The organism is Candidatus Dactylopiibacterium carminicum (assembly GCF_014736495.1).
GTDB classification, from domain to species: domain Bacteria; phylum Pseudomonadota; class Gammaproteobacteria; order Burkholderiales; family Rhodocyclaceae; genus Uliginosibacterium; species Uliginosibacterium carminicum.
This window is the reverse complement of record NZ_MDUX01000043.1, coordinates 16,750-31,613: the sequence shown is the minus strand read 5'-3', so window position 1 is coordinate 31,613 and position 14,864 is coordinate 16,750. Positions and strand designations below refer to the sequence as shown.

Below are 14,864 nucleotides of genomic sequence, written 5' to 3'. Positions count from 1 at the left end.
TGAAAAACAGTATTTCATGAAGCTCGGGGCTGTCTAGGAAACCCGGGGCGATTCACCTCAATTCAACACCGAATTTTAGCAAAATGAGCACAGAGCTCAGTGCCCTTAATTACAGAGCAAGTAGCCCGGATGCAGCGCAGCGGAATCCGGGGTCTTGTGCCACGAGAAGCCCCGAATTCCACCCTTCGGCTTACATCCAGGCTACACAATCACCGCATACGGCACACCCATGCGTACCACGCCGGACGGGTAGGGCGTCAATGAGCGCAGCGAATTGCGCCGCATGAGAACACTCGTGAGTCAGCCATACCGCCACAATGATCGCCGAACACAACAAACCTCGCCAGCCTATGCCGCGACACAGGCCTGTCAAAACCGGCGCGGGCGGGATGTGCGGTTTGTCACGTAGCCATCCATCCACACATCCGGCCATGCCGCTCCCCCGCACACGGGTTTTACCCACCGCCCCACCACGCCACACAGCACCAGCCGCTTTCACCTAGAATCTGCAGCACAACCCGACACACAAGGCCCCCCAGCCATGCATCCCGCCCCCGAGTTCCCAATCGCCAAGGCGCCCGTGCGCCTGCGCGAGATTCCCTATAACTACACCTCCTTCTCCGACCGCGAGATCGTCATCCGCCTGCTCGGCGAGGAGATGTGGGCCGTGCTCGACACGCTGCGCGCCGAGCGCGTCACCGGCCGCTCCGCGCGCATGCTCTACGAGGTGCTGGGCGATATCTGGGTGGTGCAGCGCAATCCCTATCTGGAAGACGACCTGCTGGCCAATCCGAAGCGCCGCGAGGCGCTGCTCGATGCGTTGCGCCATCGCCTGCGCGAGGTGGAGAAGCGGCGCGTGGAATCAGCCGCCGAAGATGCGGTGCGTGCCGAGCGTGTGGGCCAGCTGGTGGCGGCAGCACAGCAAGCCGTCGATGCCTTCGCGCAGCATTTCGAGCACACCGCCGCGCTGCGTGCGCGGGCGCTCAAGCGCCTGCTGCGCCATACCCGGCGCGACAACATCGCCTTCGATGCCTATGCGCGTGTGGCGCACGTCACCGACGCCACCGACTGGCGCGTTGAATACCCCTTCGTGGTGCTCTACCCGGATACCGAAGCAGAGATCGCGCCGCTGGTGCGCGCCTGCATCGAACTGGAGCTGACCATCATCCCGCGCGGCGGCGGCACCGGCTACACCGGCGGCGCCGTACCGCTGACGCTGGACGCCGTGGTCATCAACACCGAGAAGCTGATCGACATCGGCAAGGTCGATGCGCAGACGGCCCTGCCCGGCGTGGCCGAGCCCTACGCCACGGTGTTCACCGGCGCCGGCGTCGTCACGCGGCGCGTTATGGATCTGGCCGAAGACAACGGGCTGGTGTTCGCTTGCGACCCCACCTCGGCGGACGCTTCCTGCATCGGCGGCAACATCGCCATGAACGCCGGCGGCAAGAAGGCCGTACTGTGGGGCACGGCGCTGGACAATCTGGCCTCCTGGCGCATGGTCACGCCCGACGGCGAATGGCTGGAAGTCGAGCGCCTGAACCACAACCTGGGCAAGATCCACGATCAGGCCGAAGTCAGCTTCCGCCTCAAATATCTGGCGGACGACGGCCGCACGATCCGCCGCGAAAACCTGCTCACCCTACCCGGCGCACGCTTCCGCAAGGTCGGACTGGGCAAGGACGTGACCGACAAGTTCCTCGGCGGCCTGCCCGGCATCCAGAAGGAAGGCACCGACGGCATCATCACCAGCGCCCGCTGGCTGCTGCACAAACTCCCTGCCCACACGCGCACGGTCTGCCTGGAATTCTTCAGCCAGGTGCGCGAGGCCGTGCCGGCCATCGTCGAGATCAAGGATTTCCTCGACCGTCAGCCGAAGATCGGCGACGCGCGCGTGATGCTCGCCGGCCTGGAGCACCTGGATGAACGCTACGTGAAGGCCGTGGGCTACGCCACCAAGGCCAAGCGCCATGGCCGGCCGAAGATGGTGCTGATCGGCGACATCGTCGGCGATGTCGAAGAACAGGTGGCGCAGATCGCCGCCGAAGTGGTGCGCCTGTGCAATGCGCGCGGCGCCGAGGGCTTCATCGCCGTCAGCCCGGAAACGCGCAAGAAATTCTGGCTGGACCGCTCGCGCACCGCCGCCATCGCACGCCACACTAACGCCTTCAAGATCAACGAGGACGTGGTGATCCCGCTGCCACGCATGGGCGACTATTGCGACGGCATCGAGCGCATCAACATCGAGCTCTCCATCCGCAACAAGCTACGCCTGGCCGAGGCCGTGCAGGCCTTCCTGCAGGGCGAGCTGCCGCTGCGTGCCTACGATCCGGCGCTGAGCCCCGAAGAGATCATCGGCGACTGCCGCGTGCGCGCGCAGGAAGCGCTGGCAGCAGTGCAACGACGCTGGACCTGGGTGCTGGAAAATCTCGACCTGCCACTGGCCGAGGCGCAGGCGCGCTTTGCCGAACTCGGCATCCAGCTCGCCGAAGGCCAGGACCGGGCCGATGATCTGCTCTTCCACCGGGTACAGGATCACCGCCTGCGCATCTCCTGGAAGAACGAGCTGAAGCTGCCGATCACCGAGATCTTCGAGGGCAATCCTTACAGGCCGGTACTGGAGCGGCTGGACGCCATCCACAAGGACGTGCTGCGCGGGCGCGTCTTCGTTGCACAGCACATGCACGCCGGCGACGGCAACGTGCACACCAACCTGCCGGTGAACTCCGACCACTACGAAATGCTGCGCGAGGCCAACGTGGCCGTGGAGCGCATCATGCACCTGGCGCGTGCGCTGGGCGGCGTGGTCTCCGGCGAGCATGGCATCGGCATCACGAAGTACGAGTTCCTCACCGCCGAGGAACTCGCGCCCTTCCATGCCTACAAGCAGCAGGTCGACCCGCAGGGCCGTTTTAACCGTGGCAAGCTGATGCCCGGCGCGGACCTGCGCAACGCCTATACGCCGTCCTTCAACCTGATGGGTTACGAGTCGCTGATCATGCAGCAGAGCGACATCGGCGCCATCGCCGACTCGGTCTCGGCCTGTCTGCGCTGCGGCAAATGCAAGCCGGTGTGCTCCACGCACGTGCCGCGCGCCAGCCTGCTCTATTCGCCGCGCAACAAGATCCTCGCCACCTCGCTGCTGATCGAAGCCTTCCTGTACGAAGAGCAGACGCGGCGCGGCGTGTCGATCAAACACTGGGAAGAATTCGAGGACGTGGGCGAGCACTGCACCATCTGCCACAAGTGCTACACGCCCTGCCCGGTGGACATCGACTTCGGCGACGTATCGATGGCCATGCGCAGCCTGCTGCACAAGATGGGCAAGCAGAGCTTCAACCCGGCCAAGAAGCTGGCGATGGCCTTCCTCAACACCAGCTCGCCGGAAAAGATCAAGTTCCTGCGCAAGACCAGCATCGAATGGGCCTACAAGGCACAGCGCCTGGCCGTGGACCTGCTGCGCCCGCTCACCCGCGGCAGTACGCGCCATCCGCCAGCCTCGCTGGGCAAACCGGCGCTCAAGGCGCAGGTGATCCACTTCGTGAACAAGAAGATGCCGGGCAACCTGCCGAAGAAGACGGCACGCGCGCTGCTGGACATCGAGGATGATCACGTCGTGCCGGTGATCCGCAATCCGGCGGCCACCAGCGTGCACTCCGAAGCGGTGTTCTACTTCCCCGGCTGCGGCTCCGAGCGCCTGTTCTCACAGGTCGGTCTCGCCACCCAGGCGATGCTCTGGCATGTCGGCGTGCAGACCGTGCTGCCGCCCGGTTACCTGTGCTGCGGCTATCCGCAGAAAGGTGCCGGTCAGGCGGAGCTCGCGGAGAAGATCACCACCGACAACCGCGTGCTCTTCCACCGTGTGGCCAACACGCTCAACTACCTCGACATCAAGACCGTGGTGGTGAGCTGCGGCACCTGTTTCGACCAGCTCACGCAATACGAATTCGACAAGATATTCCCCGGCTGCCGTCTGATCGACATCCACGAATTCCTGCTCGAAAAGGGTGTGAAGCTCGAAGGCGTGAGCGGCACCCGCTACCTCTATCACGACCCCTGCCACAGCCCGATGAAGCAGCAGGATCCGCTAAAGACCGTCAATGCGCTGATCCAGACAGTGGACCACACACGCATCGCCAAATCGGATCGCTGCTGCGGCGAATCCGGCACGCTGGCGGTGGCGCGGCCGGACGTTTCCACTCAGGTGCGCTTCCGCAAAGAAGAAGAACTCGTGACCGGCACGGACCAGCTGCGTGCCGACGGTTTCACGGGCGACCTGAAGGTGCTCACTTCCTGCCCGGCCTGCCTGCAAGGCCTGCAACGCTACAAGGACGACGTGGAAGGCCTCGATGCGGATTACATCGTCATCGAACTGGCGAAGAGCATCCTGGGCGAGAACTGGCTACCGGACTACGTGCAAAAAACCTATGCCGGAGGCATCGAGAGGGTACTGCTTTAACCCCGCTGGCGCACATCACAGCGTTATGCGCTCAGGGGGCATGGTTACCAAGAACGAACCTTACTTTGCAGCGATCAAAGTTCCACCGTCGACGAGATCCCTAAAGCCGAGCTTGATCTGGTTCTTGATGGTTTCGGTCACGGCAATCTCAGGCGTATTGCCCGCCATCGGAATGAAGATCAAACCAATCCACGTTGTAACTGAATCCTTACTGGTACTGCTTTTAAGCTCTTTACCTTCGCGATCAAGCAATACAACTTTAACCGTGTAGTTATCAGTAGCAGCAGCAGGAATAACCCCAAGGGTAAGACCACTGATGAATCCAAACACTGCGGCAGCGCCCTGATCACCATGGTTATAAACATCGACACGGATCCGGTTGCTGAAGTTTCCCTTTTCCTCTTCGTTCATACTTAATTCAGAGAGAAGGCCAGACTCCTCAATCGCTGACGTAGTCAGTGCGTGCAGTTTTTCTTTCATGTGCAACCATTCAACTACAGCCTTGTCAGGCTCTCCCATAAAGAATCGCGTTTCTACGAATGCAGCGGGTTTTGCAGCAGAAACAGCGATTGGTGGCTGTTCTGCAAACCGGGCAGTTTCCATGTTCTGGAAGGATGCACACCCAGATGTCAGTGCCATCACTCCAAGCAGTACTGCAAAAACATAACTCTTGATCATGATCTTCCTTGAATTTATAAGTTTTGCGCTGCAAATCCAGCGTGGGACAGAATCATGCCGAGCGCATCTATTGTTGTAAATCCATGAAATATTCGATTAAAAAATTAAAGACCAGCCCAGCGACATGCAGCACACATCGCCGGCTGAAGTCGTACAAAATCGATGCAAATAATTTGATTTAGGTCAAACAAAACCACAGATAGATCAGACATCCAAACCCAACAAAGTGCAGATCTTTTTCAGGAATCTCTATGTTTGGCTCCACGCTTGAGAACCCCTTTGAACTGTTTCAAAAATGGTTAGTCGCAGCCGAAAAGAGCGAACCCAACGATCCCAATGCAATGTCCATCGCCTCTGTCGGTGAAGACGGCATGCCCTCGGTGCGCATGGTGCTGCTCAAGGGGTTCGATGAACGCGGCTTCGTCTTCTATACCAACCTGGGCAGCCAGAAAGGCCAGGAGCTGTTGGCTCACCCAAAGGCCGCGCTGTGCTTCCACTGGAAATCGCTGAAGCGTCAGATACGCGTCGAAGGCGAGGTGGAGCGCGTCAGCGATGAGGAAGCAGACGCCTACTACGCCAGCCGCGCGCGCGATTCGCGCATCGGCGCCTGGGCCTCGAAACAATCGCAACCGATGCAGACGCGCTTCGAACTGGAGCAGCGCGTGGCGCGCTATGCACTGAAATTCAACATCGGAGCCATTCCACGGCCAGAATTCTGGAGCGGCTTCCGTGTTGTGCCACGCAAGATCGAGTTCTGGATGGACAAACCGTTCCGGCTGCACGAACGCCTGGTATATCGCCGCAACGCCGCCGGTGGCTGGGATACCAGCATTCTTTTCCCCTGAACGGCACGGGTCGCGCAAGTCACTCTCCGGCTTCCAGGCATGCCAATTGCTGAACGTGGGCTCCGCCCTCACATTCAGTACATCGCCATGGATACAGCCGTCCTCCAGCTGCTCGCCCTGATCAAGATCCGTCTGCGCAAGGAAAAGGGGCTGGTGCTCAATACCCAGCGTTTCTTCGCCGAGCAGGCCTACGCCTGGCAGGTGCTGGACGCCGCGGAGGAATGCGAGGACATCGAACTGGTTACCGCCTCACTGGAGATCCGTGACCGCCTGGGCTGGATTGCGCCGGCCAGGCTGACGGAACACCCGCCGGCAGAGCGCAAGACGGCTGCTCCGGAGGAAAAGAGCCGCTACATGTTCGGCCCGCGTTCCTGAAGCTGTGACAGCCGGGCTACAGCCCGGCTCGCCGCTCAGCCACGCAACTCTTTCACCCTCTTTCACCATGTCGCCGAATTTCAGCAGATCGGTGCTGGCCCGACGTGCATCCTCGATGCCAACCTTGCCGGCCTTGATCAGGTGCTGCAGATCGTCGTTCATGCTATGCGAGCCCGAATGCGGGTCCACCGTGAGCAGGTCAATCAGACCGCGAATGCCGGCGAAGTTGACCGTGGCGATCAGGTGCGCGGCTTCCTGGTTCATGGTCAGGCACTCGGTGGCAAGGTGGTAGCGGTCACCTGTCACCGCCGGCAGCAATGCCTGGCAGATCACGCCGCGCAAAGCGCTGGCAAGCGCCTGCGCCTGAGCATCCGAATTGCCCAGCGGCGATGCAGCTTCTGCAGCCCGAGCTCGGTGGAACGCGCATGCAGCGTGGCAAACACCAGTGGGCCGGCCTCGGCCAGCGCCACAGCCTCCTGCGCCGTTTCGGCGTCGCGGATCTCGCCGATGAGGATCACGTCGGGCCGCTCGCGCAAGGCATCCAGCGCACCAAGGTAATAGCTCGCCACGTCGCCATCGGCACCGACCTCGCGCTGCGTGACGATGCTGCGCCGCTGCGGGATCAGCGTTTCCACCGGATCCTCGATGGTGATGATGTGGCCGGGGCGGTTACGGTTGATCTCGTCGAGCAGCGAGGAAATGGTGGTGGATTTTCCCTGGCAGGTGTCGCCCACGATCAGCACCAGCCCGCTGGAGAGGCGCGCGAAGGCCTGGGTATTCTGGCGCAGGCCCAGCGAGGCCAGCGCCAGCGGCTCGGTGGGAAAGCGCCGGATCACGCAGCCCAGACGCTTGCGCCCGTGGAAGGTGAAGCAGTTGACGCGTAACCGCGCGCTGTAGAGATCCTTGGCGCGATCGAAGGCGCGCTCCAGGATGCGCTCCTCCCAGGCGGGCTCGACGACCTCGAAGAACTCCTCCAGCTCCTGCCCGGTGACCGGGATGTCGGAAACGGCGACCAGGCGCTTGGGCTGACGCAGCATCACCGGACTGTTCTGATGGATGATGATGTCGGAGAAGACAATATCGGAATTGAGCAGGCTGAGGATCAGTTCGATCAGCGTGCCGCCGGTGGCGATCTCCCTCGCCTCGGCATGGGAGAGGGTTTCGATCAGGGAATAGTCGGGCTGGTCCATGCGGGCTTCCGGTCAAGGGATGATTGCTTCGGCAATCCTTGCGCGGCCGGCCCGGAAATGCAAGCGACCGGCGTTCCTCAGCGATGAGCGAAGGTCACGACGCGATCCGCGTCGAGGCGGATGCCGATGGGCTGACCGATGGCATGATCGTGATAGCTGGGCACCAGCGAGAGCACCTCGGCTCCGCTAGCCAGACGCAGCGTGTACAGAATCTCCGCTCCCTTGAAGGCCTTGCGCGCCACCACCGCCCGCAGCGGGCTGGCATCGTCATGCACGACATCATCGGGGCGCAGCAGAACATCCACCCGGCATTCTCCGTCATTGCCGCAGCATTCCACGGGAATGTCGGAACGCAAGCGCCCCAGTTCGATCTCGACAGTGCGTGCGTCATGCACGACCCCCGGCACGATTACGCCCTGGCCGACGAAATCCGCCACGAAACGCGTCGCCGGCCGATGGTAGAGCTGCCAGGGTTCAGCCCATTGCGCCAGCCTCCCTTCGCTCATCACGCCGATCTCGTCGGCCATGGCGAAGGCTTCGTGCTGGTCGTGGGTGACCAGGATGGCGGCGGTGCCGGCCGCCTTGAGGATGTCGCGCACTTCGAATGAAAGGCGCTCGCGCATCTCGGTATCGAGATTCGAGAACGGCTCGTCAAGCAGGATCAGCTCCGGCCTGGGCGCCAGCGCGCGCGCCAGGGCGATGCGTTGCTGCTGGCCGCCGGAGAGCTCGTGTGGGTAGCGCCCGCCCGTACCCTGCATGCTCACCAGCGCCAGCATTTCCTCGACACGCGCATGCCGCCGCGCGCGCGGCAGGGGGGCAAGGCCGAAGGCGATGTTGGCGGCCACGTCCAGATGTGGGAACAGGGCGTAATCCTGGAACACCATGCCGATGCCGCGCGCTTCGGGCGGACGCATCAGATCCGGGCTGGCGATCGTCTCTCCCTTGAGCCGGACGTGCCCGGCGCGCGGCCGTTCGAAACCGGCAATGGCACGCAGCACGGTGGTCTTGCCGCACCCAGAGGGCCCCAGCAGGCAGGCGATGGCACCCGACGCGAGCGCGAAGTCGACGCCATGCACCACGGTGTTGTCACCATAGGCCAGATGCAGGTCATGCACTTGCAGGACGGGGAGGGGCATGGTTCAGTCGGCCGGAGGTAACTGGATGAGAATCATTATAATCCGGTCCTCCCACCGCTCCCGCGCCGGACCGTCATGCCATCAACCGCCCTGCGCCGTCCCCTGCAAGATCTGATCAATCCCGTAGTGCTCGTAGCGATGCTGCTGGCCCTGTTGCTGGCCGTGCCGGTACTGGTGGTGGCGGGCAGCGTGTTTGCCGGCGGCACCGCTGAAACCTGGTCGCATCTGGCGCAGACAGTACTCGGTGAATTCGTGCGCAACACGCTGGTGATGCTCACCAGCGTGGGGCTTGGCGTTGCCGTGATCGGTGTGACCACGGCCTGGCTGACGAGCATGACCGAGTTCCCCGGGCGGCGCGTGTTCGAATGGGCGCTGGTGCTGCCGCTGGCAATGCCGGCCTACGTGATGGCCTATGTGTATACCGATCTGCTGCAGTTCGTCGGCCCGGTGCAGGGCTGGCTGCGCGAAACCTTCGACTGGCGCCGTGGCGATTACTGGTTTCCCGAGGTGCGAAGCGTCGGCGGGGCCTGTGCCATGTTTGCCCTGGTGCTGTATCCCTACGTCTACCTGTTGGCGCGCACAGCCTTCCTGGCACGCTCGGCCAGCTTGCAGGAAGCCGCACGCTCGTTGGGTCTGGGACCCTGGCGTACCTTCCTGCGCATCTCGCTGCCGCTCGCGCGGCCGGCCATCGTCGCCGGCGTAAGTCTGGCACTGATGGAAACGCTGGCGGATTTCGGCACCGTGTCCTACTTCGCGGTACAGACCTTCACCACTGGCATCTTCCGCGCCTGGTTCTCGCTCGGTGATCGCATCGCGGCAGCGCAGCTCTCCGCTGCGCTACTGGGCTTCGTTGCACTGGTATTGCTGCTCGAACACGCCTCGCGCGGCCGCGCCCGGCATGCCGCCGGCCCGCGCGCGCCTCTTCACTCACACGTCTGCACGGCTGGCAGGCGGGCGCGGCCTGGCTCGCCTGCGCACTGCCGCTGACATTGGGCTTCCTGTTGCCGGCCGGATTGCTGCTGCACATGGCCTTTGCCGATGGCGACGCACAGTTCGGCGCGCGCTACTTCCAGTTGTTGAGCAACAGCCTGTCCGTCTCCGCCCTGACGGCTGCGTTGGCGGTGCTGCTGGCTGTGATTTTCGGCTATGGCGCACGCCTGGCACATTCACGCCTGCCGGCCGCACTCAACCGTCTGGTATCGCTGGGCTATGCCTTGCCCGGCGCGGTGATCGCGGTGGGTATCCTGATCCCGGTCACGCGCGTGGATATCGCGCTGGCGGAATCCATCCGCGACCTTACCGGGCACAATCCCGGCCTGTTGCTCACAGGCGGGATCACGGCACTCGTCTACGCCTATCTGGTGCGTTTCCTCACCATGGCACTGGGCAGTGTGGAAAGCGGCCTGACACGCATCACTCCGGCCATGGACGAAGCCGCGCGCAGCCTCGGTGCCACGCGCCTCGGTGTGCTGCGCCGCGTGCACTGGCCACTGCTGCGCGGCAGTCTGCTCACGGCCAGCCTGCTGGTGTTCGTCGATGTGATGAAGGAGTTGCCGGCCACGCTGGTGATCCGCCCCTTCAATTTCGATACCCTGGCGACCCAAGCCTACACGCTAGCGTCCGACGAGCGCCTGACGGAAGCCGCCACCGCATCGCTGGCCATCGTCGCCGCCGGACTGCTGCCGGTGATCGTGTTGTCCCGGCGCATCGGTCGTAACCGCTGAAACAGCCAGCACGCTTGCCAAAGCCGGGCCGGCCATTCACCATGAGGCCTGCCGGCGACGCGCCGGCACCGCCCGCTTCACGCAGCCCGGTGAGCGGTCCTTCACCCGGTCTCTGCCGGGTTCAACTAGCCCCCGCAGCGCCGGCGGCAGCACGGAAGGACGAAGCATGGAAGCCGCCCAAGCTCCCTACAAGGGATTCCTCATCGAAGCATTGGTGTATCTGGCCGCGCCCCCGGAAGGCAAGACCGGCCTGCGCCCTCTGGACAAACGCTACGCTGCCTCGGTTCGCATCACCAATGTGGAAACCAACGAGTCACGCATCTCGCGCCTGCCCCGGCGCAAGGACTTCGCCTGCGTGGGCGACGCACGGCGGGCGGCAGAGATCCATAGCCGAAAATTGATCGACAGCCCTCCGGCACCACGCAAACCACGTGCCCGACCGCACAAGGGCGATGAAGCACCGCCCGCATCCTAGGTGGCAGGTGCTACACCGGACGACAGCTGGAACAAGCACGGACAAACAGCAGGAATTGCGGGGGCAAGGCCCTCCGTACGGCTCCGGATTGTTAATCTGTATTAATAATAATAATTTGTATTTACATTTCGCTCTCCACGGATTCAACGTCATTCCGACGCCTCACAAGGAGAGACCCATGCCCAAGTACGCGCTTCTGGCCGCAGCCATTGCCGGCCTCAGCGTTACCACCGTTCATGCCCAGGAAAAGGTGCTGAATCTTTATTCCTCACGCCACTACCAGACCGATGAGGCGCTGTTCAGCGGCTTCGAGAAGGCGACCGGCATCAAGATCAATTACATCCAGGCAGGAGAGGACGCACTGCTGGAGCGCCTCAAGAGCGAGGGCGCAAACAGCCCGGCCGACGTGTTCATCACGGTGGACGCCAGCCGCCTGGCCAAGGCCGACGAACTCGGCCTGTTCGCCCCGGTGAAATCGAAGCAGCTGGAAGATCGCATCCCTGCGCATCTGCGTACCGGCGAGTGGTTTTCCTTTTCCCAGCGCGCCCGCGTGATCGTCTACAACCCGCGCAGCGTGAAAGCCGCCGACGTACAGAGTTATGAGCAACTGGCCGATCCGAAACTCAAGGGACAGGTCTGTGTGCGCTCCGGTTCGCATCCGTACAACCTTTCGCTGGGTGCAGCCCTGATCGCACACGATGGCGAAGCGAAGACCGAAGCCTGGGCACGCGGTCTGGTGGCCAATTTCGCGCGCGCGCCCAAGGGAGGAGACACCGACCAGATCAAGGCGGTGGCCGCTGGCGAATGTGGCGTGGCACTGGCCAACTCCTACTATGTGGCCCGCCTGATGCGCTCTGACAAGGCTGAAGACCTCAAGGTGGCCGAATCCATCGCCGTGGTGTGGCCTAACCAGCAGAGCTGGGGCACCCACATCAATGTCTCCGGCGGCGGCATGCTGAAACATGCGCCGAACAAGGAGTCCGCCGTGAAGCTCCTGGAATATCTGGCCTCCGATGCAGCACAGGTCTATTTCGCCGACGGCAACAACGAATGGCCCACGGTGCCCACGGTAAAGGTCAGCAATCCGGCACTCGACAAGCTGGGGGCGTTCAAGGCGGATACCCTGCCCATCGGCCAGACCTCCAAAGGCTCGGCCACGGCACAGAAGATCTTCGATCGTGCCGGCTGGCGTTGAGTGATCGGCCTGAAAACATGCGAAAGCCCCGCGAGCGGGGCTTTTTCATTGCCGGACCGCTCCAAGACGAAAAAGCGTCTCTTTGGAAGACCGGCCCGTCGCACCACGATGAGTCCGGAGGCCATTTTCCTGTCTTGGAAGCAGGATTCAGCTGACGGGTGTTGTGCCGGGCAAACGACTATCCAGAATCGCCGCACGCAGCAGATCAATCACCTTGGTACGCGGATAGGTCACACGCCAGGCGATCGCCACGCGCCGGGTAGGTTCCGGCGCAGCAAACGGACGTACGGCCACCAGCTCCTGAGTGCCCACCAGCGGATCGGCGGCAGAGGCGGGCAAGACCGTCACGCCCAATCCAGTAGCCACCATGTGGCGGATGGTTTCCAGTGAGCTGCCTTCCATGGTCTTCTGCAAGCCGGTGCCATGCGCACAACGCGGGCAGGCTTCGAGCACCTGATCGCGGAAGCAGTTGCCCGATCCCAGCAGCAGCAATGGCTCTTCTTGCAGTTGCTCAGACGAAAGCTCCTTCAGTTGCGTCCATGAATGCTGCGCGGGCATCACCACGCGGAAAGATTCGTCATAGACAGGCTGGGTCACGATACCTTGCTCAAGGAAGGGCAGCGCCAGGATGGCAACATCGATCTCGCCCTTCTTCAGTGCTTCAGCCAGGCGTGCGGTGTAATTTTCCTGGATCATCAATGGCATGCGCGGAACGCGCTCGGCCAGCAGCGGGATCAGCGATGGCAGCAGATAGGGCGCGATGGTGTAGATCACTCCGATGCGCAAAGGCCCGGCCAGCGCATCCTTCCCTGCCTCTGCCAGATCACGGATCTGGCTCGCCTCGCGCAATACGCGCTCAGCCTGGTCCACGATCTCGCGCCCGATCTCGGTAACCTTGACGTCGACGGCGCTGCGTTCGAACAGCATGACCCCCAGTTGCTCCTCCAGCTTCTTCACGGCAACGGAAAGCGTGGGCTGGCTGACGTGGCATTTTTCCGCAGCACGGCCAAAATGGCGTTCCTGGGCCAGGGCTACGATGTAGCGCAGGTCGGTCAGGGTCATGGTTTCTCCCGGAGAGCGGTATCGGGCAAATAGGATTTGTTAATTATAGACTCCAAAGGAGATAGCCCGATTGATCAAGGTCGTCCTGTCTTGATCAATCACGCCAAAACCCCATATACGCAGAGCTCTGGAACCCTGCAGCGCGGCGATGGTCCGAGCATGCGCCGCGTACCCTAGCGTACGTTCAGAAAATCGTTTTCATCCCCCGGAGGAAACACAATGTTGTCCAAATACGTCTCCCGCGCCATGCTCGCAGCAGGCGTGCTTTCCTTGTTCGTTGCCGGCAGCTTGACTCTGCGTGGCAACGAAGCGCAGGCACAGGCAGCGACGCCCACACCCCAGGCAGCAGCCCTGCGTGCCGCACTGCCTGATTTCAGCGGATTGGTCGATCAGGTCGGCCCCGCCGTAGTAAACATCGCCGTTACCAGCGTGGATCGCAGCCGCCGCAATATCACGTTCGACGAGAACGATCCCTTCTATGAATTCTTCCGCCGTTTCGGCATGCCTGCCCCCGGCACTCAAGGCGGCGATGACCAGCCGCGCGTGCAGCAGGGCGTCGGCTCGGGCTTCATCATCGATGCCGAGGGTTACATCCTGACCAACGCACACGTCGTGGAGAACGCCACGGAAGTCACCGTGAAGCTCACGGACAAGCGTGAATTCAACGCCAAGGTCTTGGGCGCGGACAAGCGTACCGACGTAGCCCTGATCAAGATCGATGCCAAGGGGCTGCCCAAGGTGCGCCTCGGGAACCCGGACAACGCCCGTGCCGGCAACTGGGTGGTGGCGATGGGCTCCCCCTTCGGCCTCGAGAACAGCGTGACTGCCGGTATCATCTCTGCCAAGTCACGCAAGCTGCCTGACGAGACCTATGTGCCCTTCATCCAGACCGATGTGGCGATCAACCCCGGCAATTCCGGCGGCCCGCTGATCAATCTGGACGGTGAGGTGGTCGGCATCAATTCGCAGATCTACTCGCGCTCGGGCGGCTACATGGGGATTTCCTTCGCGATCCCCATCGACGTGGCGCTCAAGGTCAAGGAACAGTTGCAGAAGCATGGCCGCGTGCAGCGCGGCAAACTGGGCGTGGTGATCCAGAACGTGGATCGTGATCTGGCGCAGTCCTTCGGGCTGGACAAACAGTCGGGAGCACTGGTCAATTCCATCGAACAGGGTGGCCCGGCAGAAAAGGCGGGGCTGCAGCCCGGCGACATCATCCTGCAGGTCGACAACATCGTGGTCGACGAGTCCGGCGATCTGCCGCGCATCATCGGTGAACGCGCGCCGGGCGACAGCGTGCGCCTGAAGGTCTGGCGCGACAAGAAGATCCGCGACATCCGCGTGACGCTGGGCGAACAGGCCAGCGAGCGGGTTGCGCTGGATAGCGGTGACAGCAACGCCGGCAATGTCGGTGGCAAGCTTGGTCTGGTGGTGCGCCAGATCAACGCCCGCGACGCCCAACGCCTCGGTATCGCAGGCGGGCTGATCGTCGAGGAAGCCGCTGGTGCAGCGGCGCGTGCCGGCCTGCGTCAGGGTGACGTGATCCTCGCGGTCAGCAACCAGAAGGTGAATACTCCGAACGAATTGCGCAAGCAAGTGGAGGCTGCGGGCAAGAACATTCCGCTGCTGATCCAGCGTGGTGATGTGCAGCAGTTCGTGGTGGTACGCACCAACTGACTCGCGTCAGGCGATCAAGTGCACAAACGGCCGCCACAGGGCGGCCGT

10 protein-coding genes and 1 pseudogene are annotated in these 14,864 nt (G+C 62.6%); 7 read left to right on the top strand and 4 right to left on the bottom strand.

Annotated elements, in window-relative coordinates; genetic code table 11:
- The first annotated feature begins 541 nt into the window (after window positions 1–541).
- Window positions 542–4,459 (top strand): DUF3683 domain-containing protein, encoded by a 3,918-nt coding sequence (locus BGI27_RS12505; RefSeq protein ID WP_095525196.1) that lies wholly within the window; start codon window positions 542–544, stop codon window positions 4,457–4,459.
- A 60-nt stretch (window positions 4,460–4,519) separates the two neighbouring features.
- Here the strand turns inward: BGI27_RS12505 and BGI27_RS12500 are convergent, their stop codons facing one another.
- Window positions 4,520–5,137, bottom strand: coding sequence for a hypothetical protein (locus BGI27_RS12500; RefSeq protein ID WP_095525195.1), 618 nt, complete (start codon window positions 5,135–5,137; stop codon window positions 4,520–4,522).
- Between the two features lie 251 nt (window positions 5,138–5,388).
- On the opposite strand from BGI27_RS12500, the gene pdxH reads away from it, so the two are divergent.
- Both pdxH and BGI27_RS18130 read left to right on the top strand, forming a co-directional pair.
- Complete coding sequence (gene pdxH, locus BGI27_RS12495) at window positions 5,389–5,982, top strand: pyridoxamine 5'-phosphate oxidase (RefSeq protein ID WP_095525194.1); 594 nt, start codon at window positions 5,389–5,391, stop codon at window positions 5,980–5,982.
- Between the two features lie 87 nt (window positions 5,983–6,069).
- The gene (locus BGI27_RS18130; protein ID WP_095529989.1) at window positions 6,070–6,357 is read left to right on the top strand and encodes a hypothetical protein; all 288 of its coding nucleotides are present in this window, start codon (window positions 6,070–6,072) and stop codon (window positions 6,355–6,357) included.
- A 329-nt stretch (window positions 6,358–6,686) separates the two neighbouring features.
- On the opposite strand, the gene BGI27_RS12490 is transcribed toward BGI27_RS18130, so the two are convergent.
- Window positions 6,687–7,547 (bottom strand): type IV pilus twitching motility protein PilT, encoded by an 861-nt coding sequence (locus BGI27_RS12490; RefSeq protein WP_223871788.1) that lies wholly within the window; start codon window positions 7,545–7,547, stop codon window positions 6,687–6,689.
- Window positions 7,548–7,624: 77 nt separating this feature from the next.
- Window positions 7,625–8,683 (bottom strand): ABC transporter ATP-binding protein, encoded by a 1,059-nt coding sequence (locus tag BGI27_RS12485; protein ID WP_095525193.1) that lies wholly within the window; start codon window positions 8,681–8,683, stop codon window positions 7,625–7,627.
- A 138-nt stretch (window positions 8,684–8,821) separates the two neighbouring features.
- Here BGI27_RS12485 and BGI27_RS18895 point away from each other — a divergent pair.
- The 3 genes and pseudogenes from BGI27_RS18895 to BGI27_RS12470 all read left to right on the top strand — a co-directional run bounded on the left by BGI27_RS18895 (window position 8,822) and on the right by BGI27_RS12470 (window position 12,077).
- Window positions 8,822–10,407: pseudogene (locus tag BGI27_RS18895) on the top strand (ABC transporter permease).
- Window positions 10,408–10,573: 166 nt separating this feature from the next.
- The gene (locus BGI27_RS12475; protein WP_095525192.1) at window positions 10,574–10,882 is read left to right on the top strand and encodes a hypothetical protein; all 309 of its coding nucleotides are present in this window, start codon (window positions 10,574–10,576) and stop codon (window positions 10,880–10,882) included.
- 178 nt (window positions 10,883–11,060) lie between these two features.
- The gene (locus BGI27_RS12470) at window positions 11,061–12,077 is read left to right on the top strand and encodes a Fe(3+) ABC transporter substrate-binding protein (RefSeq protein ID WP_095525191.1); all 1,017 of its coding nucleotides are present in this window, start codon (window positions 11,061–11,063) and stop codon (window positions 12,075–12,077) included.
- A 147-nt stretch (window positions 12,078–12,224) separates the two neighbouring features.
- Here the strand turns inward: BGI27_RS12470 and BGI27_RS12465 are convergent, their stop codons facing one another.
- A complete protein-coding gene (locus tag BGI27_RS12465) occupies window positions 12,225–13,139 on the bottom strand; it encodes a hydrogen peroxide-inducible genes activator (RefSeq protein ID WP_095525190.1) in 915 nt (304 codons plus the stop codon).
- Window positions 13,140–13,358: 219 nt separating this feature from the next.
- Between BGI27_RS12465 and BGI27_RS12460 the strand changes: the two genes are divergently transcribed.
- Window positions 13,359–14,816 (top strand): DegQ family serine endoprotease, encoded by a 1,458-nt coding sequence (locus BGI27_RS12460; RefSeq protein ID WP_095525189.1) that lies wholly within the window; start codon window positions 13,359–13,361, stop codon window positions 14,814–14,816.
- The last annotated feature ends 48 nt before the right edge of the window (window positions 14,817–14,864 follow it).

Bases quoted from the DNA above. Each gene is read 5' to 3' on its own strand.
- BGI27_RS12460 (WP_095525189.1), top strand. From the start codon at position 13,359: ATGTTGTCCAAATACGTCTCCCGCGCCATGCTCGCAGCAGGCGTGCTT.
- BGI27_RS12475 (WP_095525192.1), top strand. From the start codon at position 10,574: ATGGAAGCCGCCCAAGCTCCCTACAAGGGATTCCTCATCGAAGCATTG.
- BGI27_RS12505 (WP_095525196.1), top strand. From the start codon at position 542: ATGCATCCCGCCCCCGAGTTCCCAATCGCCAAGGCGCCCGTGCGCCTG.
- pdxH (WP_095525194.1), top strand. From the start codon at position 5,389: ATGTTTGGCTCCACGCTTGAGAACCCCTTTGAACTGTTTCAAAAATGG.
- BGI27_RS18130 (WP_095529989.1), top strand. From the start codon at position 6,070: ATGGATACAGCCGTCCTCCAGCTGCTCGCCCTGATCAAGATCCGTCTG.
- BGI27_RS12465 (WP_095525190.1), bottom strand. From the start codon at position 13,139: ATGACCCTGACCGACCTGCGCTACATCGTAGCCCTGGCCCAGGAACGC.
- BGI27_RS12485 (WP_095525193.1), bottom strand. From the start codon at position 8,683: ATGCCCCTCCCCGTCCTGCAAGTGCATGACCTGCATCTGGCCTATGGT.
- BGI27_RS12490 (WP_223871788.1), bottom strand. From the start codon at position 7,547: ATGGACCAGCCCGACTATTCCCTGATCGAAACCCTCTCCCATGCCGAG.
- BGI27_RS12500 (WP_095525195.1), bottom strand. From the start codon at position 5,137: ATGATCAAGAGTTATGTTTTTGCAGTACTGCTTGGAGTGATGGCACTG.
- BGI27_RS12470 (WP_095525191.1), top strand. From the start codon at position 11,061: ATGCCCAAGTACGCGCTTCTGGCCGCAGCCATTGCCGGCCTCAGCGTT.